An 18,816-nucleotide genomic window follows, 5' to 3' on the forward strand; every position below is an offset into this window, starting at 1 on the left:
CGAGCGCTACGGCAACGTTCGGCGGCCTCGCTGACCCGGTTGTCCCAGGGGTGACGGTCAGCTGGTCCAGCCGAGTTCGGTCAGGAACGTCGTGCCGGCCGCGACGGAGTTCATCCGGAAGGTGGCGTTCAGGCCGGTGGAGCGGTCGATGACGGTGTAGTGGACAGAGGTGTTAACCGAGTCGTCGTAGTTGACCAGACGGGTGCTGTCGTCGGAGATCGTCGTGGTGGTGCCGTCTGTGGTGTCGCGCAGCCGGATGAAGTTCGGCCGGGCGTACTGGTCGTCGCGCCACGCGGTGACGCTGACGTACTCGTAGCGCTCCATCCCGATGGTTTTGCCGAGGGCGGAGTCGGCGTTGAGGTTGCACTGCAGCTGCAGCGCGCCTTCGCTCGAGAACCCGCTCTTGTCGCAGGAGGACGACGAGGTGAGCAGTGTGGTCGGCAGCAGGGATGTCACGTCGTCGGTGGTGGCGCTGAGATGGTGCGACTCGGCGGTCGCCGCGGGCAGCTGTCCGTCGGCGGGTGCGGTGGTCTCGGCGACGGCAGCGGCCGTGGCGGGGATTTCGTCGAACGCCTCGTATCCGTGGTCCGCCACTACGAACGCTACGGGCACCAGGCCACGATCGGTCGTTTCGGCTGGCACCACCGCTGCCGATCGAACCGCCGGATGCCGCTGGAACAGGCCTTCCAACTCTGCGGGAGCGACGAGGTGCCCGTTGCTGCGGAAAACGTCGTCGCCGCGTCCGAGCAATCGCAGGGTTCCATCCGCCAGCGAGCCGGTGGCGTAGTCGCCCGTCCATTGCATACCGGCCGGTGTCAGTACAGGCGGTGTGAGCGTGCCATCTTTCCGGAGATAGCCGAGGAACGAACCGCCTACGAGAGCACCGAAGTTCAGGCGCGGAGCCGGTTCCCCCTCGGACATGGCCGACTCGATTCGGTAGCCGGGCAACACACTCCACCGGCCTGGCCGCGCAGCAAGTTCACCGAGCATTGCCGTCGCCTCGGTTTGACCAAATCCTTCCCGTAGCCGTACGCCCCATGCACGGTGAGCATCCTGCCGAAGGCACTCCGGCACGATCTCACCGACCGAGGTCAGATCATCCAGGCGAATCGACCCGCTGGCGTGGTTCAAACTTTCCCGCAGGAAGACCACAGGCGCACACACGGACGAGACATCGTGCTCAGCGACGAAGTCCTCGAACTCGGCCGGTCCGAGCCACTCCGGCCGCACGACCACTGTGGCTCCCGCAGTAAGTGGAACAAGGAACGAGCTGCAGCTTGTGAGTCCGATCTCGAGCCGGCCGCATTCGCCGCCGTTATTGCCACCACCTTGGCAGGTCAAGCAACGAACTTCATCTCCCAACCCCGTAACGGCACCGAACCGGTCGGCATCTTTGCTGAACGGCCCCTAGGTGAATCGAATATCGACAACCTCACCAATCCCAAGTACGCCGCCACCCAGTTCTTCAACCGTCTCCGCACGTACAGCGAGCAGAACCCGGATTGGGCTACCAAACCCGTAGCCGACGTGGAGTCGGTAGCTCGGACCACCGTCGATACACTCGATCGGTTCAGGACGGGCCCCGGGTCCCTGTCCGAGCATTTGAGTCAAAGCAGCGCTGTCAGAGGGGAAGTTATGGGGCTATTCGACGGGCCGAGCTGGAGCGAACGGATGCTCTGGGAAAACGAGGAACAGACCAAAGCCGCCAAGAACGCTGCGAAAGCCGCCAAGAACCGCGCCCGAGAGAACGCCGGGGTAAGTCCCGGGGAGTGGTGGGAATCGGCTGAGGGCATCGGTCCAGGTCCGCGGCGTGTCGTTCCCGCTCTGCGGGTGGGCCATCGCGTAGTGATCAACGAGTTACCTCTCACAGTGACTCACAGAAAGCAGCCACGCGATGACCCACGACCATTCTGCACTGCTCGCCCAGCTCGACGCGCTCACCGGCGCCGACAGCGCCAGCGTGTTCGCCGAACTGATCCGCACCGGCCTGCAGGCTCTGATCGAAGCCGAGGCCACCGACAAGCTCGGTGCCGGCCGCTACGAACGCACCGACACCCGGATAACGCACCGCAACGGACATCGAACGAAGACCGTGGCCACCACCAGCGGCGATGTGGAGGTCAAGATCCCCAAACTACGGTCAGGATCGTTCTTCCCGTCGCTGCTGGAACGCCGCCGCCGGATCGACAAGGCGCTGTATGCGGTGGTGATGGAAGCGTATGTGCACGGCGTATCGACCCGCAGCGTCGACGACCTGGTCGGCGCGTTGGGTGTCGGATCCGGGATCTCGAAGTCGGAGGTGTCACGGATCTGCGCCGGCCTTGATGCCGAGATCGCCCGGTTCCGGGAGCGCACGCTGACGCACACGAGCTTTCCGTACGTCTTCCTCGACGCGACGTTCTGCAAGGTTCGGGTCGGTGCACACGTGGTCTCGCAGGCGCTGGTGGTCGCGACCGGGGTGTCGATCGACGGTACCCGCGAGGTGTTGGGCACCGCGGTCGGCGACAGTGAATCCTTCGAATTCTGGCGTGAGTTCCTCACCAGCCTCAAGGCCCGGGGTCTGTCGGGGGTGCATCTGGTGATCTCCGACGCCCATAGTGGGCTCAAAGCTGCGGTGATGCAGCAGTTCGCGGGCTCGTCGTGGCAGCGGTGCCGGGTGCATTTCATGCGCAACATCCGAGCAGCTGTGGCGGCCAAGCATGTGCCGCCGGTGATGGCGGCGGTCAAGACGATCTTCGCGCACACCGATCCGGTCGAGGTCGCCGCGCAGTGGGATCAGGTCACCGACACCTTCTCCGGGTCGTTTCCGAAGGTCGCGGCGTTGATGGAGGCCGCCAAGCACGATGTGTTGGCGTTCACGGCGTTTCCGAAGGCTCATTGGCAGAAGATCTGGTCCAACAATCCGATCGAGCGGTTGAACAAGGAAATCAAGCGTCGGGCCGATGTTGTGGAGATCTTTCCGAACCCGGCGGCATTCCTACGGTTGGCGACAGCGGTGGTCATCGAGCAGCACGACGAGTGGCAGGTCACCCGCCGGTATGTCTCGGATGTGAGCATGGACGAGCTCCGTGCGGTGATCGCCGCCAAGCAGCACGCTACCGAACCAGCGTTGTCGTTGACCGGCTCGAGCGAAACAGCATAGTATTCACCGCGACTCGTTGATCACCGCGCATACCGCGAGCCGATCCGAAGTCCACCACTCCACGGGGCACTATCGAACGCCGCGGCCAACGACCAGCTGATCAGAGAATCGAAGAAACGCACCGAACTCGCAGCCGAACAGGCACGTGCAGCACGCGCACGCGAACAACAGGCACAGGCGCTTCTCCGGGCTCAGCAAGCCGAGGCAGCACAGCGACAAGAGCAGCAAATGCTGGCCAACTGGGCGATGTTCCGACAAACCCCGGACGGGCAGCAGTGGCAGAAAGTCATCAACGCATTCGACAACGTCCACGCCAAAGTGGCCGACATGCTTGGCAGCTGGAGAACCGTGTTCACCGCCGCCCATGAGGACTGCTCCTCCCGCGTCCTGTTCAAAGGGGCGACGATGGGTTTGTTCGTCCCCGAGGATCACCCGATCTACACCGAGGGGAAAGGACTACGCGTCCGCGCAATACTCACGATGCCAAGTGTCAGCGCGGACCAGCCGTTGCGGACGGTATTCGACAAAGCTCAGAAGGATCTAACGAAACGCAATCCGCAGTGGGCAGAAATGAACGCGGCCTGGGCGAAGTGGGTGTCAGAGACCAGCATCAAGGAGATCGGCGTCGATTTCGTCAATCACCCGCGGGAAAATATGGCCCCGTTCTGCGAGGGCGGGTTTACTGCGATCAGGACATTCGACAAGGAGTGGAAGGCATCGAAAGCCCGCATCATGCGTGAGCTTCCGCCCTACGACCTAGACCAGTATCTGGGGTTGAGCGCACTGCCCAAGCCCCTGCCGGCGGAGACCTACACGCATCCTGCGCTGGTGAAGTGGCTGACCGAGGCAAACGAGAAGTGGTGACCGGTTCAGGAAAGGGCACGATCCTCCTCGAGGATCGCAGTGATCCTTGCCGGCCCGTCTCAGCCCCGCGCAGCGGCCGACAAGGAACACGCGGGAGGTAATGGAACCGAGCTGTGAGCACCGAGCAACGCCCGATCGCACGCCCGTGTGCCGTTCGGATATGAAGCGGGACGAGGGCAGACCACCACACTTCGGGCTGGCGGCACACGAGCACATGCAGAACGGAGCTGGTGTGCATAGCCGGAGGTTTGGGCATGCTGGTGACATGCGCATACCAGGCAAGACAGCAGTAGCTATGCGACCGCGTCGTGCTGCGTTGTCTGCGACGTCACCCATTGTTCGCCGATACGCTGAGCACACCGAACGTGGGGTCATCTCGCAGGACTATGTCACCAATGATGGGTTTCATCTAGGCAGATGGGCTGACCGGCAGCGCATCGCGCGTGTCCTCGGCATCCTGCCCAAGCATCGCGAGGCCGAACTCGACGCGATCGGATTCGACTGGAAGGCTCCCCGCCCCGAGGGTTTCGACAGCAAGCATCGCCGGATGCTCCTCGAGATCGCTGCTTACCGCGAAAAGCACGGTACTGGCGAGGTTCCGAGCACCTACCTCTCCGACGACGGGGAACCCGTAGGGGAGTGGCTCTACCGCAAGATCCGCAAGTGGCGCGACGGTCACCTCCCGGCCGACGAGCAAGCTGTCCTCGAGCTTCTCGGCATCTCACCGACTCCCCGGCCGCGCGGACCACGCACTGCCAGGCGAAGGCCATCGACGCGGCAGTCCGCAGCCTTGGCGCACTGAACACTCGACTATCGACCGCTTGGCTCCGGGGCCGGTTGACTATCCGTCCGGACGATCGTCTTCCGACTGCGGGCGCTCCGTCGGATCGCTTGCCCGGCCCCGGACCCGGATCAGCCACGCCTAACGCGACTGGTTCATCCGCAGCGCCGTCGACGCCCCGTGGGCGGCGGTGCCGATCGAGGCACAACTGGTCGACGCCGACCCGAACACCAGCGGCGAGCTCTACGATGGGGCCGAAGCTCTCTACGAACATTTCCGCACCGCCGCTCCCCGGCACATAAGGGTAGCCAAGATCAGCAAGGTGCTCCACCTCAAACGCCCAGGATGGTTCCCCATCCTCAAGTCGAAGGTCATGGCGTTCTACCGGCCTCAGGCGCGTGCCGCAGCTGCCCGAGACCCCACCGCGGCAGGCAAAGAGGTTCTGGGCAGCCATCTGCGACGACGTGTGCACCAACCTCGACAGCGGTGCCCTCCCGCTGCTCCGCCGTCTGGCGCAGTCCGAAGCTGAGCAGGTACGCCGGATCGCGACCCTGACCGACGTGCGTCTGCTCGGCCTGTTGACCTGGGCTGTCGGCTGAACCCGTCACCGGACTCCGGTGGGACGTCCCAGCCCACTTGGACACGCCTCGCGCCTTTGGGTTGTCACGGCCGGTATCGGCTCTTGCGGCGCGCCGCCGAAAGGGGCTCTTCGCAGTTAGCAGTGGCATTGGCGCCGGCTGGGTGCGACCCGACGTGATCGACGAGTGCAGGCCCACCGTACCCGGCGGCGTTGGTTCTCCGGGGTACGGAACCCGAACGCGATACGGCCGACGTGCTTGACGATGCGGTTGTAGCCTTCACTGCGCGCATTCGACAGGCCGGTGGTGATCGCCAGGATCATCGGTTCCTGCCACGCCGAGATGGTCGTCGCCAGCTTGCCGATCTCCGGGACACGGCATGCCGCGCAGAACGTGTAGAACCGATACAGTCTGTCCCGGATCTCATGGCGAAGGCCACCACGGTCGGTGCAGCGCAACACATCGCGCAGTAGTTCTTTGGCGATCCATGCCGCAGCGATGTCCCCGTGCGGGTCGGCGGCGGTCAGCTTCTCGAACAGGGCCGATCGTTGTTCGTTGGTCAGGCGTTCGGAGGCCCGCAGCAGCCGTCGTCGATTGATCCATTCGACATCGCTCTTGCGGCCGCGCCGACCCCGCTCGGCCTGGGTGACCCTGCGCCGGACGGTATCGACCATCTCGTTGGCCTTCTTGACCAGGTGGAACCGGTCCACCACCAGTTGTGCGTGCGGCAGTGCCTCGCGCACCGCCTTCGCATACACCGACGACATGTCGATCGCGACATGGGTGATCTGTGCCTTCCACGTCTCGTCGCGGGCGTCGAACCAGTCGATCACCACCGCCGAGGTGCGTCCGTTGACCTGCGCCAGCAACCCTTGATCGCCGGTCAGGTCGACCAGTCCGGTGTCCCACCGGTCCACCCATCTCCGTTCCCCGGTCTCGGGGCAAGTTTCCCATTTCGCCTTCCCGCGTCGGGTCTCATCGATCCCGAGCACCATCACCGGCTCAGGCTCGCCGGCCAGGGCGGCGTCGGCGACCACGACGAGGTGGCCGTGGACGGTGTGCCAGGCGCACCCGTAGTCGCCGGCGACCGCGGACACCGACCGGTCCCCGTCGAGGACCGCCTCGACCAGCAGCGCCTTCGCTCGTGGCGTGACCCGTGCCCGGGACGGCACCCCCGGCGTCGACTCGGTGAACACCTTACGGTCACAGGAGGTATTGGTGCACAACCTTTTCCGTTTCCGCCACACCAACAGCGGACGGTCGGGTCCGACCTGCACATCCCGCGGTCTGGTGGTGACCCAACCCTTCGAGCGCGATGATTTCTGCCCGCACTGCGGGCACATCCCGACCCATTCGGGTGCCGTTGCGATCTGCACGATCCGGCTGCCCTCGACCGTGCGCTGCACCGATTCGACGATGACGCCGTCGAGATCGAGCAGCAATGAACTACCGTGGTGCATGCCCGCGTTCCTTGCTGTCCTGGATGCCTGAGAACACCCAGCTCACAAGGGCGCGGGCCCTTTTTCAATCACCGACACGGCAACGGGGTCGATCGACACCCGCCCCTACCAAGTGCGAAGAGCCCCGAAGGGAGTCGCGGTGAGAAAGGAAACCGCCGTTCCCTGACGGGCGACTACGGTTTCGAAAACCGGTCCAAGCCGGGAGTATGACGCTCAGTAGTTGGCGGATCGGAAGTCGTAATCCTCATCCATCCCGCTAGAAAGCCAAATTTCCTCGGCGCCAGCGAAGCTGGACTCGGGGTGGGAGTCGTCCTCGTCGCCCCACGACGAATCGTCGGCTAGGTGGTCCTCACCCTGCATGCACCTGCACGGAAACACCTGCTGCGCGACTACCTCTCCATTGACGACCTCATTAACAATGCGTTCGTGTGCTGGTCCAGTTGGCATGTTGTGATGATATGAGCTTCTGGACAAAGATCTGTCGGCGGACAGACGAAGGCCCGCCGCACTACCACCGCCGAGATGCACCAACGTGTCCGCGAGCGCCTGCCGCATCTGCCGATCCTGCTCGACACCGCTGATCGTCACCGACGCGAGCAAGCAGCGTTGCTGGCGGCAGTCGACGCCGCACCCGTGAGGGCAACGATCGACTATGCCGGGCGCAGCTATCGGCGTGTGCTTCCTCGGTACTTCACCACTGCACGCAGGCGACGGCTGCCCTCGCCGCCTCGTCGCATCGAGGATGTGGTCAGTGGGAGGTGATCGATGTCGACAAGACCGAATCCGATGCGTTCTGGGCGTGGGCAAGCATCGAGACGTTGCGGCACAACGGTGTCCGGGTCGAGGAACTCCTCGAGATCTCTCACTTGGGATTGGTCTCCTACACCCTTCCCGACACGGGCGAGTTGGTGCCGATGCTGCAGATCGTGCCGTCGAAAAGCCACGAGGAGCGTCTGTTGCTCGTCAGTCCGGAACTGGCCAGTGTGCTGGCCTCGATGATCACATGTCTGCGCGCCCAGAACGGGGGCACCGTTCCTCTCAGCGCCCGTTACGATCCGCACGAACGTGTCGCCGGTCCACCTCTGCCGCATCTGTTTCAGCACCGTGTGGGCTGGAAATGGGTGGTGCCGGCCACCACCACAGTGCAGACCTGGCTCACCCAGACCGTGGCGCGATCGGGCCTGACCGACGCTACCGGCAACCCGCCGCACTGCACCCCACATGACTTCCGTCGGATGTTCGCCACCGAGGCGGTCACCGGCGTGCTGCCCGTCCACATCATCGGTCGGCTATTGGGGCACAAGAACCTCAACACCACTCAGGCCTACATGGCGGTATTCGACGACGAGTTGGTCCGCTCCTACCGCTCGTTCCTCGATGCCCGCCGTGCGGTGCGCCCGGTCGCCGAATACCGCGAACCCACCGACGAGGAATGGCGCGACTTCCAGCAGCATTTCGAACTGCGCAAACTCGAACTCGGTACCTGCGGCCGCCCCTACGGCACCCCGTGCAAGCACGAGCATGCCTGCATTCGATGTCCCAGTCTCCCGGTGGATCCGCGTGCTCGACGCCGACTGGCCGAGATCACTGCGAATCTGCGCGATCGTATCGACGAAGCGCAGGCCAACGGCTGGACCGGCGAGGTCGAAGGACTACGCGTCAGCCTCAAAGCCGCCGCAGCGAAGCTGGTCAGTGTGGACCGGATGCAACAAAGGAGCACGACGCAGGCCGAGAGTCCTGTCGATCTCGGCGTACCGGTCCTGACCAGCGAGGAACACCCCTGGTGAGCTGAACCGAAATTCCGACATCAGCGTTCAACTGAATAGCGCAGCCAGCCACGCCGCGACGAGCAGCACCTCCGGTCCGCGAAGCCATTGCCGGAGCAGATCGACCGGGATTTGTCCCACGGCGGTTTCCAGGATCAAACCGTCGTACCGGATCGACGGTCGGGTGCGTACCCGGTACGCGGCCGCGCAGCCCCCGACTAGGCCGATCGCCAACGTTGTGACCGTGCTATCGGTCAGGAGTGTCATAGATATGGCCGCCAGTGCCGCGGCCACACCCGGCACGACGGTGAGCGGCCACCGTATCTGCCGGTCGTCGACACCGAGCACGGCACCGAAATCGCGGTCGCGCAGGACATCCCGGAGCCCCGCACTGAAGATCATCGCCACGATGAAGACCGCGGCGAGGTACAGCACGGCCACCGCCGGTGGTGTCGTCACCATCGGTGCAATACCCGCCGCTCCGATGGCACAGAACGCCAGCAACAGAGAGACCGGTCTGCGGAGGTGACGGAGCACATCGGATCGGATCAGCGCCCAGGCAAGCCCACCGGAGAGGGCGCGGGTGCGTCGGCGTCCGATGCGTCGCCACGATGCGTGCTCGAGCGCGCCGAGCAGCACCGAGATGTCCAAGGCGGTGGCCGACGCGGATACGGCCACCGTGGTGTCGGCTCCGGCTGCCAGGTCTGCTGCTGCGATCCTGTGGCACGACCGCACGGCGACGACTGCCAGAGTGGCGGCCAGTGCCCCGACTGCGGCGACGGGCCACCAGCCGGTCGGCAGCGCAACATCGACTCCGGCTGTCGCCGTGCACACCGCCGCTACCGATCCCAGGGCGCAGATCCGGCTCAGGATGGTCACAGTGCCGGGGGCGAGCAGTCGGCACTGGACGAGAACGCAGAGCGCAACGACGACGACTCCGGTCAGCGTCGTCAAGACGGTGAACGCAAACCACACCGTCAACTCCGCGGCGAACGCTGCGATGCGTCCGGTCAGCGCACCGACCAGGGCGCCGCAGCCGAGTACGACAACCACCCGGCTGCGCACCAGAGCGCCGCGGTCGAGCAGTGTCGAGCTCACCCAGAAGCCGAGCTCTGCACTGAGGGTCACCGGCCCCACGGCCCGCCCGGCCGCGGCCCCGGCTGCGACCGCGGCCGCGGCGACGGCCCATCCCCACGTCGAGGTCCACCGCTGTCCGGTGACCAGGACACTCGAGGCGGTGAGCACGGTCGGCGGCAGTGTGAACAGCCACCACAGCAGGCCGGCACCGACGTACAGGCCCAGCGCCCCCAGCACGAGGGTCGCTGCCCGACCGGTGGCCGGTGCGTGGCGTCGTTCGAAGCGCCGGATCAGGGTGCGGATCGACCGGACGGAAGGAAGGTTGTCGGTGATCACCATGAGTCGGCCTCCACGACCTGATCGGCGACCGCGTCCACCAATTCCGCATCGTGCGAGACCATCAGCACGGTTCGGCCCGATTGTTTCTCGGACGCGAGGACAGCTGCGAGCCAGCTGCGACCGGCGGTGTCGAGGTGTTGTTCGGGTTCGTCGAGAACCAGTAGCGTGCGGGGCCGGACGAACGCTGAGGCCAACGCCAACCGGCGACGCTGCCCGCTCGAGAATGTCACCGGGAGCCGGTCTCTGACCGCGAGCAGGTCGACCTCGTCCAATGCCTGTGTCGCCGCGTCGAACGGGTCGGGCACCCCGTGGCCGGTTGCGACGATTTGCAGGTGTTCGTGGGCTGTGAGGTGGGCGAAGGTGGGCACATCGCCAAGTACCGCGGCGACCTTGCGCCGGAAGGCCCGGGACGTCTCGTCCACGGGTGTGCCGTCGATGTCGATGACACCGGAGTCGAGTCGGTCTGCGCCGACGACGCATCTCAACAGGGTCGACTTGCCGGCTCCGTTCGCACCGACGACGGCGCAGCATCGGCCGGGGGCGACATCGAAGTCGACGCCGGTCAGAACAGGCAGGTCACCGAACGAACGGTGGGCATTGCGAATGGACACGGCCGGTACGCCGTGCCGATCAGCGATGGGCATGAAAAGGGGTCTCCGGTCATCCTCGAGGAACAAGACATATGAGGATGGGACCGTGCAGCAGTGACCTCGTTCGGGTCCACGCCCCGCCGAGGTCGGCAGGACAGGTTGCGTGCGGGTCCCCGTTACTGGGACCCGGGTGCTCGCGGGCGGGGCCGACCCGCGGTGTCGGGATGAGAGTGGCGGCGGAGTTCGCCGCGTCGGCGTTGTTCCTCGCTCGTCGGACCGCGGACGCTGCGTCCGAAGCAGAACAGCGGATCGTCGGCACAGGTGACGAGCACGAGCGCTGCGACGGCAACAACTGCAATCAGCAGGCCCGCCAGCAACGCTGAACTGTCGCCGGTGGACATCGCTGCGACCGGCACGGCCGCAGCGACGAGCCAGGACAGGACGAAAAACGCTACCGTTGCCCCGTTCCTCCACCCGTAACACACGCCCGCCAGTCTATTGGACTGGCAACGGAACTGATCGGATGCGTCGGCGAGTCTCCACGAACAGATATCCCTCGGGCCTGTTGCGCATCCGCCAGTCCCGCGCAGGCGCTGCAACGTCAGGATCGGGCTGTAGGTAAAAGCAGCCAGGTGACTGCAGATTTCTCTGGACCACTCCTTGAACGAACGCCGTTGCTGTCAGCGCATCTCTCGGACCGTTGCTCGATCCAACCGACGATGAATCATGGAGAGAGTTCCAAGGACGTCGAGGGCGTCCTGTTCGGACATTTGCCACTCAAGGCGGGGCTCATGGGCCACGGGATTCCGAAAGGCACTGAAGAGTCCCTTGGCAAGGTTCGCGATGCCGAGTTGTTCGTCTCGCTCTGTTCGGGTACTCAGGCTATTGATGGCCAGCACCGGGGCCTTGCCGCACATCGTTGCGTCGATGAGTGCGTAACCGTCTCCATCGCTCTGCGAGAGTTGGCGAATCCTGCTGCCCAAGCCCTTGATCGCTTCAAATACAGCTTCGTAGAAGTCAGTCCTCAGTAGATCCGGACGGCAATACGTCAAGACTGCTTCGTGGGTCTGCCTGCGGACAAGCAGGCTGCGGAGATGCTCGGTTCGGTCCAATGCTTCGGTATCGGTTCGGGCCAGAGGAGATCGGGCCACTTTTCCGTCGTCCCGCACCCGCATCCCCACCAAAGACAACACCTGCGTCAGCTGGTCGCGAGCGACGTCTGCCTGCGCTTTTCGTGTCATCGTCCGGTCGGGCCGCATCGCGACGGTGATGAGTTTGACCAGGGCGTTGCCGTTCTGATTCTTCGCTTGATTGCTGCTGACGGCGTGAGCGAGACGCCGCCATTTTGTGACGCCTTCACCTGGGTCGTCTCTGAGGGGTACCTCCGCGCAAAGGACGGTGAGTTCGCTTCCGCTGTACAGGTCGCCGACAACCTTGCTGACCGTCTCGACGGTGCCGGCCGGAAACGGGGGAATCTCTGAGTTCACGGCTCATAGTGTGTCAACTCTGTCGGTGCGCTGGCGGCATCGTGGATACGTTGCTCGACCCGGCGGGACCTTCGGGGTCGGTCAGGTCGTGCCCACCCTGCCGCCACTTCGTCGCTCGGGTGCTGTGCGGTCACAGACCGCACAGCTTGTGGAGAGGGCGGTAAGTCCGGTGAAGCCGGGTATGTCGTTAGCGTCACCTTGAAGTCAGAGAGGATCAGCAACGCACTCTCGGCAGCTGGTGTCGGCGATCAGAGTCACCGGGATGTTCAGAGGAAGTAGCTCTTTCACCAGTCGAAGGCGCACGGCGTCATGCACGAGCGGCAGGTCCAAAGGTTGGCCGGCCGCGTCTCGTGCCACGGCGACCGCGTCGGGGCAGTCCCACAGCACCAGTGAGGTGCCGCCGTAGTAGGCGGTGCGGTACCGGATTCCCTCGATCTTCTCCCCGGCCGGTTGATCCTCGTAGATCGCCCGCGCCCACTCCTGGGTGCGTTCGCGAGGCAGGTCGGCGTCGGCCAAGGCAGGCAACGCCCCGAGCGCCATCGCCGCCCCGGGGGTGTCCATCGCATAGGTCTGCACCTCGCGGGTCGGGACGACCTGGCTGATTCGTCTCCGCGAACACAGCGGTGCGACCCCGGCCTGGCCGAACACTTCGCATGCGGCGGTCGCCAGATCTTCGCCCACATACAGCACCGAACGTCCGGCGGGATCGAGCGCCGGGGCTCGAAACGGTGGTGTGTGGTGGTCGAAGCGATGCAACGGGCCGTAGGAGCGGAAGGTGACCCCGTCCGGGGTGTGGGAGGCCTGGTGATAGACCCGGAACCAGGGACGCTGGGCACCGGTCGACTCCGGAGCCCAGGTCCACCGGAAATCTGCGCGGGGCAGCGGACGGACGGGACTGGGTAGCGGACGCGCCATCAAGCCGCCGTCAGAGCATTGATCACCGCGAACACATGCTCGCGATCACGCAGCATCTCCTGCTGGGGGGTGCGGCCGTCGAAATCGACATTCGGGCGGGTCATCCACCGCGACAGGCTCACCACGCCGCCGGGAAACTCGCGCACGAGCCGGGCCAGGTCCGGCAGGACCGGTTCGGCGTCGTCGGGGGTGAACTGCCAGGCAGGAAACCGCCATTCCCGCCCGTCCCTCAGTCCGATCAGCCGGTTCTGCACGCGCATGTCCGAGATCGTCTGCGTCGAGACGTCGAGCATCTCGGCCACCTCGGCGCGACTGAACGAGGCGGTGAGCTGCTCTCGCCGTTGACGGGCCTGCAGGTGCAGGTTCTCGCGTTCAAGCGTTTGGGCCTCCTCGACGTCGATCACGGGCCCCCAACTGTCCTGAACCTCGGCATCGCGGGGGTGGGTGTCGATACCTGATAAGGCATCGGCGAGATGCCGCAGCGCAGAACTCACCGCTTCGGCCACCGGTTCGGGCAGGTCGCGACCTCGGTCAGCGGGATTCTCGCTTGCCGGTATGTGATCGCAGAGCTGTATGCGCACCTCGGTTGTTGCCGGGGTGGACACGGACCTCGTGCCCCCAAGGTCTTGCTCCGGTGCGGTGCAGGCTGTGAGTAGGACATAGGCTCCGGTGCTGGCATTGCGCCGCGTGCTAGGGATCGGCATGTGTCCTCCTCGGAACTCACTACAGTTTCCATGATACGCGGGATATGCGGGTAATGCGCCCCTGCTCTCGGGAAGGGGGTAGCGAGGAGACGGGCCCAACGTGAGGCTCGGTAACGTCATCCCGCGAGCAGGACGACGAATCCGGTGACCGGATCGACTGAGGACAAGGGGAGACTGTGGCATCGGTACACGAGGTGATCGAGGCGTTCCGCAAGGCCCCGTCGAACTCAGAACGCGGCACCCGCTTCGAGCAGCTCATGGTCCGCTACTTCCAGCTCGACCCGATGCTTTCCCAGCAGTATGACCAGGTATGGCGGTGGATGGACTGGCCCGGCCGGGACGGCAAACCCGACACCGGCATCGACCTGGTCGCCCGCGAACGCGACACCGGCGCGTACACGGCGATCCAGTGCAAGTTCTACGAGCCGACCTCGACGCTGAGCAAGGGCGATATCGACTCGTTCTTCACCGCCTCAGGGAAGAAGCCGTTCACCAACCGGATCATCATCTCCACCACCGACCGGTGGGGAAAACACGCCGAAGCCGCCCTCGAAGATCAGTCGATCCCGGTGCAGCGAATCGGATTGGCGGAGATCGCCGAATCCCCCATCGAGTGGAACATCGAGGACTGGACCGACGGGATCCCCGAAGTCAGCCTCGCCGAAGCCGTCCGGCACGAGCCGCGCTCGCACCAGATCGAGGCGATCGAGAAGGTCTTCACCGGGTTCGCCGCCGGCAACGAACGCGGCAAGCTCGTCATGGCCTGCGGTACCGGCAAGACTTTCACGGCATTGAAGATCGCCGAACGCACCGCCGCCGAGCAGGGCGGCTCGGCCCGGATCCTGTTCGCCGTCCCCTCCATCTCACTGCTCTCGCAAACCTTGAGGGGGTGGACCGCGCAGACACAACTGGACCTGCGGGCGTTCGCGGTGTGCTCCGATACCAAGGTCTCCCGCGCCGCCGAAGACATCGCAGTGCACGACGTGGCCATCCCCGTCACCACCGACCCCGCGGTGCTGGCCACAGAGATGGAGCACCGCAAACGCGCCAAGGGCCTGACGGTGGTGTTCACCACCTACCAATCCCTGCCCGTGGTCGCCGAAGCCCAGAAAAACGGAGTCGACCCGTTCGACCTGGTGATCTGCGACGAAGCGCACCGCACCACCGGCGCCACCGCCGCCGGGGCGGACGAGTCGAACTTCGTGCGCGTGCACGACGGCGACTACCTCAAATCCTCCCGTCGGTTGTACATGACCGCGACCCCGCGGATCTTCGACGACAAGGTCAAGGACAAGGCCGACGAACACTCCGCCGAGCTGTACTCGATGGACGACGAGACCCTCTTCGGGCCGGAGTTCCACCGCCTGTCCTTCGGCGAGGCCGTCGACCGCGGCCTGCTCACCGACTACAAGGTCATCGTCCTCACCGTCGACGAATCGGTCATGGCTGGTCCACTGCAGGAACAACTGTCAGGGGATCACTCCGAGCTGCGCCTCGACGACGCCTCGCGGATCATCGGCTGCTGGAACGGCCTCGCGAAACGCGCCGGTCAGACCCCCGACGGCGCCAGCTTTACGCCAGGTGAGGCGCCGATGCGCCGGGCGGTGGCATTCGCCAAGGACATCGCCGCCTCCACCCAACTCGCCGACGTGTTCCCCTCGGTGGTCGACTCCTACCGAGACCTGCTCGACTCGGGCGAGAACGACGGGCACCGCATCGACGACACCAACCGGGATCTGCGCTGCGAGGTCCACCACGTCGACGGCACCTTCAACGCCCTCGAACGCAACAAGGAACTCGCCTGGCTCAAAGCCCCCGTCCCCGACGGGGAATGCCGCATCCTGTCGAACGCTCGGTGTCTGTCCGAAGGTGTCGACGTTCCGGCGCTGGATGCGGTGCTGTTCATGCACCCCCGCAACTCCGTGGTGGATGTGGTGCAGTCAGTCGGGCGGGTGATGCGTCTGAACCCCGGCAAGGACTACGGCTACATCATCCTTCCCGTCGCCGTTCCCGCCGGCGTCGCACCCTCCCAATCACTCTCCGATAACCGCCGCTTCAAAGTCGTCTGGCAGGTCCTCAACGCCCTACGCGCGCACGACGACCGGTTCAACGCGATGGTCAACTCCATCGCCCTCAACACCCATAGCGACGTCGTCAAGACCGGCCAAGGCACCGACCGGCTCCTCGGCGGACACATCGGCCCCACCACCGACGCCGGTGAGACCCTGACCGACGGCGCCGGCACCGACGTCCCCACCGACGGTTCGCCGGACGGTGGGCAGCTTGCGCAGCAGATGGCGTTGTTCTCCCTATCGGAGTGGCAGGAAGCGATCTACGCCAAGATCGTCGACAAGGTCGGCACCCGCGCCTACTGGGAGGACTGGGCCGCCGATGTCGCCGACATCGCCACCGCCCAAATCACTCGCATCCGCGCCCTCCTTGCCAGCGCCAACACTGAGATAAAGGACGCGTTCGCGCAGTTTCTGCAAGGCCTGCGCGACAACCTCAACGACTCGATCACCGAAAACGACGCGATCAGCATGCTGTCCCAGCATCTGATCACCAAACCGGTCTTCGACGCCCTGTTCGCCGGCCACGACTTCGCCTCCCACAACCCCGTCTCGAAGGTCATGCAGACGATGATCGATCGGCTCGGGGACTCCGGGCTCGAAGCCGAAACCCACAAGCTCGACAGCTTCTATGACTCAGTGCGCCTCCGTGCCTCGGAGGTCACTACTGCGGAAGGAAAACAGCAGGTCATCGCTGAACTCTACGAGAAGTTCTTCCGCCTTGGCTTCAAGAAGCAATCCGAAGCGTTGGGTATCGTCTACACCCCCGTGCAGGTCGTCGACTTCATCCTCCGCGCCGCCGATCACGCCTCCCGTGATGCCTTCGGCCGTGGCCTCACAGACGCGGGTGTGCACATCCTCGATCCGTTCACCGGCACTGGCACGTTCATGACCCGGCTGCTGCAGTCCGGACTTATCCGGCCGGAAGATCTGGCCCGCAAGTATGCGAGCGAGTTGCATGCCAACGAGATCATGCTGCTCGCCTACTACATCGCTGCGGTCAATATCGAAACCACTTTCCATGCCCTGACCAGTGGAGACAGCCCCGCCACCTATAAGCCGTTCGAAGGGATCGTTCTCGCCGATACCTTCCAGATCACCGAGGACGGCGACAGCCTCGACGCGGTGATGTTCCCGCAGAACAACGAGCGCATCGTCCGGCAGAACGCGACCCCTATCAACGTGGTGATCGGCAATCCGCCCTACAGTGTCGGCCAGACCTCCGCGAATGACCTCAATGCAAACGTCTCCTACCCCACATTGGACAAACGGATTGCCGACACCTACGCGAAACGCTCTACCGCACAGCTCAAGAACAGCCTCTACGACTCTTATCTGCGCGCGTTCCGGTGGGCGACCGACCGAATTGGTGACACCGGTATCGTCGCCTTCGTATCCAATGGCGGATGGATCAAAGGCAACACCGCCGACGGTATCCGCCTGTCTCTCGCCGACGAGTACTCGCGGATCTATGTCTACAACCTGCGCGGCAACCAACGCACCGCGGGCGAGCTCTCCCGGAAGGAAGGCGGCAAGATCTTCGGTTCCGGCAGCCGCAACACCGTCGCCATTTTCATCGGTATCAAAAATCCTGCTCACACCGGACCGTGCGAGATCTTCTATCGAGATATCGGCGACTACCTTACCCGCGAGGACAAACTCCGCACTGTCGATGGCAGCACCCTCCCCAGCCTCAATTGGGAGCCAATCACCCCGAACACCTACGGCGAGTGGGTAGACCAGCGCAGCGACAAGTTCGAGACCTGGCCGGCGATTGGTGATAAGTCCGGCGGACAGCGCGTATTCAACGAATACTCTGGCGGACTGTTGACTGCGCGAGACCCCTGGGTATACAACCTAAGCCGGGGTGCGCTCGAAGTAAACGTCCGGCGAATGATGGACTTCTATAATCGAGAAGCAGATCGGTTCGCAGACTACTGCCAGACAAACCGGATCACCGGAGCTGATCGAAAGAAGCATATCGGTGGCTTTATCGACGCCGATCCGAAAAAGATCAGTTGGGGCGGCGGACTGCAGGACGGCCTCCCTTCCGGCAAACGCATGTCATTTGATCCTGATTCCATTCGCGAAGGAATCTACAGGCCCTTCAACCGCCAAGTTGTCTGCTTTGATCGCGACGTCAACTGCCGCGTCTATCAACTTCCGTCGATGTTTCCAACCCCACATCACAGGAACATCGGCTTCTACGTGGTTGGCAGTGGATCAGAGGTCCCGTTCTCGGCGATCATGACAGATCTCGTGCCAAACCGACACGTCACCGGCGCAGGTAGCGGCGGCCAGTTCTTCGCCCGCTGGACATACGACAAGGTCGAACCGGCCCACGGTGAGCTGGACTTTGCTTCGGTCGGCGACAATGACGTTGATGAGTACGGCTACAGGCAGGTCGACAACATTACCGACGGCATTCTCGCCCACTACCGTAGTGCGATCGGTGATCAGATCACCAAGGACGACATCTTCTTCTATGTGTATGGCGTGCTTCACGACCCTGCCTACCGAGAAGCCTATGCTGCGGATCTGAAGAAGATGCTCCCCCACATCCCGACGCCCGAGTCTCGGGAACGGTTCGAGCAGCTCGTCACGGCTGGCAGCAGGCTGGCGGATTTGCATGTGAACTACGAGACGGTGCAGCCATACGACCTGTACGTGCAACTCAAGAAGGGGGCTTCTACAGAGGACCGTGAAACATGGCGGGTGTCGAAGCTCAAGTGGGGCAAGAAGAAGGATCCCGAGACCGGAAAGAACGTCGACGACCGCACCACCATCGTCTACAACCCGAAGGTCACGATTACCGGCATCCCTGAGGACGCTGACCGCTACATGCTCGGTTCTCGGTCGGCGTTGGCGTGGATCATCGATCGATACCAGGTCAAAACCGATAAAGCCTCAGGGATCGTCAACGACCCGAACGACTGGTGCGATGAGCACGACGAGCCCACTTACATCGTGGACCTGATTAAGCGGGTGACCACCGTGGCGGTCGAAACAATGAAGATCGTTGACTCACTCGCGTGATCTTGGGC

14 protein-coding genes and 3 pseudogenes are annotated in these 18,816 nt (G+C 64.1%); 8 read left to right on the plus strand and 9 right to left on the minus strand.

The window, feature by feature from the left end; all coding sequences use genetic code 11:
- Positions 1–57: 57 nt before the first annotated feature.
- Positions 58–921 carry an AMP-binding enzyme gene (locus LPH33_RS25335; protein ID WP_324256245.1) on the minus strand — a complete coding sequence of 288 codons (864 nt, stop codon included), beginning with the start codon at positions 919–921 and terminating at the stop codon, positions 58–60.
- Between the two features lie 973 nt (positions 922–1,894).
- Between LPH33_RS25335 and LPH33_RS25340 the strand changes: the two genes are divergently transcribed.
- The 5 genes and pseudogenes from LPH33_RS25340 to LPH33_RS25360 all read left to right on the plus strand — a co-directional run bounded on the left by LPH33_RS25340 (position 1,895) and on the right by LPH33_RS25360 (position 5,386).
- Positions 1,895–3,142 (plus strand): IS256 family transposase, encoded by a 1,248-nt coding sequence (locus LPH33_RS25340; protein ID WP_229567071.1) that lies wholly within the window; start codon positions 1,895–1,897, stop codon positions 3,140–3,142.
- A 228-nt stretch (positions 3,143–3,370) separates the two neighbouring features.
- Positions 3,371–4,006, plus strand: coding sequence for a hypothetical protein (locus LPH33_RS25345; RefSeq protein WP_229568697.1), 636 nt, complete (start codon positions 3,371–3,373; stop codon positions 4,004–4,006).
- 265 nt (positions 4,007–4,271) lie between these two features.
- The gene (locus LPH33_RS25350; protein ID WP_229568699.1) at positions 4,272–4,808 is read left to right on the plus strand and encodes a helicase associated domain-containing protein; all 537 of its coding nucleotides are present in this window, start codon (positions 4,272–4,274) and stop codon (positions 4,806–4,808) included.
- A 169-nt stretch (positions 4,809–4,977) separates the two neighbouring features.
- Positions 4,978–5,136 (plus strand): annotated as a pseudogene (locus LPH33_RS25355) (hypothetical protein); the annotation flags it as partial.
- Positions 5,137–5,185: 49 nt separating this feature from the next.
- On the plus strand, positions 5,186–5,386 hold the full coding sequence (locus LPH33_RS25360) for a hypothetical protein (protein ID WP_229568784.1): 201 nt from the start codon (positions 5,186–5,188) through the stop codon (positions 5,384–5,386).
- Positions 5,387–5,502: 116 nt separating this feature from the next.
- Here the strand turns inward: LPH33_RS25360 and LPH33_RS25365 are convergent.
- Together LPH33_RS25365 and LPH33_RS25370 are read right to left on the minus strand one after the other, a co-directional pair.
- Positions 5,503–6,871: pseudogene (locus LPH33_RS25365) on the minus strand (ISL3 family transposase).
- Positions 6,872–7,038: 167 nt separating this feature from the next.
- The gene (locus LPH33_RS25370; RefSeq protein WP_229568701.1) at positions 7,039–7,413 is read right to left on the minus strand and encodes a hypothetical protein; all 375 of its coding nucleotides are present in this window, start codon (positions 7,411–7,413) and stop codon (positions 7,039–7,041) included.
- 326 nt (positions 7,414–7,739) lie between these two features.
- Here LPH33_RS25370 and LPH33_RS25375 point away from each other — a divergent pair, with 326 nt between their 5' ends.
- Positions 7,740–8,612 carry a tyrosine-type recombinase/integrase gene (locus tag LPH33_RS25375; protein WP_420714509.1) on the plus strand — a complete coding sequence of 291 codons (873 nt, stop codon included), beginning with the start codon at positions 7,740–7,742 and terminating at the stop codon, positions 8,610–8,612.
- Positions 8,613–8,639: 27 nt separating this feature from the next.
- Here LPH33_RS25375 and LPH33_RS25380 read toward each other — a convergent pair whose 3' ends face one another.
- The 3 genes and pseudogenes from LPH33_RS25380 to LPH33_RS27035 form a co-directional block, all read right to left on the minus strand.
- On the minus strand, positions 8,640–10,007 hold the full coding sequence (locus tag LPH33_RS25380; protein WP_229568705.1) for a DUF6297 family protein: 1,368 nt from the start codon (positions 10,005–10,007) through the stop codon (positions 8,640–8,642).
- Positions 10,001–10,651, minus strand: coding sequence for an ABC transporter ATP-binding protein (locus LPH33_RS25385; RefSeq protein WP_229568707.1), 651 nt, complete (start codon positions 10,649–10,651; stop codon positions 10,001–10,003). Before LPH33_RS25385 ends, LPH33_RS25380 begins: the two co-directional genes overlap by 7 nt.
- 122 nt (positions 10,652–10,773) lie before the next feature.
- Positions 10,774–10,821, minus strand: a pseudogene (locus tag LPH33_RS27035) (DUF6412 domain-containing protein); the annotation flags it as partial.
- Here LPH33_RS27035 and LPH33_RS25390 point away from each other — a divergent pair.
- Positions 10,822–10,980, plus strand: a complete 159-nt coding sequence (locus tag LPH33_RS25390; RefSeq protein WP_229568709.1) for a hypothetical protein — start codon at positions 10,822–10,824, stop codon at positions 10,978–10,980. It abuts the pseudogene before it with no gap.
- Positions 10,981–11,277: 297 nt separating this feature from the next.
- Here LPH33_RS25390 and LPH33_RS25395 read toward each other — a convergent pair whose 3' ends face one another.
- The 3 genes from LPH33_RS25395 to LPH33_RS25405 form a co-directional block, all read right to left on the minus strand.
- Entirely contained in the window at positions 11,278–12,084 is an 807-nt protein-coding gene (locus LPH33_RS25395; protein WP_039585753.1) for a TIGR02391 family protein, read from the minus strand.
- 204 nt (positions 12,085–12,288) lie between these two features.
- Entirely contained in the window at positions 12,289–12,999 is a 711-nt protein-coding gene (locus LPH33_RS25400; protein WP_229568711.1) for an RES family NAD+ phosphorylase, read from the minus strand.
- Positions 12,999–13,604, minus strand: coding sequence for a helix-turn-helix domain-containing protein (locus LPH33_RS25405; RefSeq protein WP_229568712.1), 606 nt, complete (start codon positions 13,602–13,604; stop codon positions 12,999–13,001). Before LPH33_RS25405 ends, LPH33_RS25400 begins: the two co-directional genes overlap by 1 nt.
- Positions 13,605–13,879: 275 nt before the next feature.
- Between LPH33_RS25405 and LPH33_RS25410 the strand changes: the two genes are divergently transcribed.
- Positions 13,880–18,808 (plus strand): DEAD/DEAH box helicase, encoded by a 4,929-nt coding sequence (locus LPH33_RS25410; RefSeq protein ID WP_229568714.1) that lies wholly within the window; start codon positions 13,880–13,882, stop codon positions 18,806–18,808.
- Positions 18,809–18,816: the final 8 nt, after the last annotated feature.

Source organism: Rhodococcus sp. RDE2 (assembly GCF_020885655.1).
Classification (GTDB): Bacteria; Actinomycetota; Actinomycetes; order Mycobacteriales; family Mycobacteriaceae; genus Rhodococcus; species Rhodococcus pyridinivorans.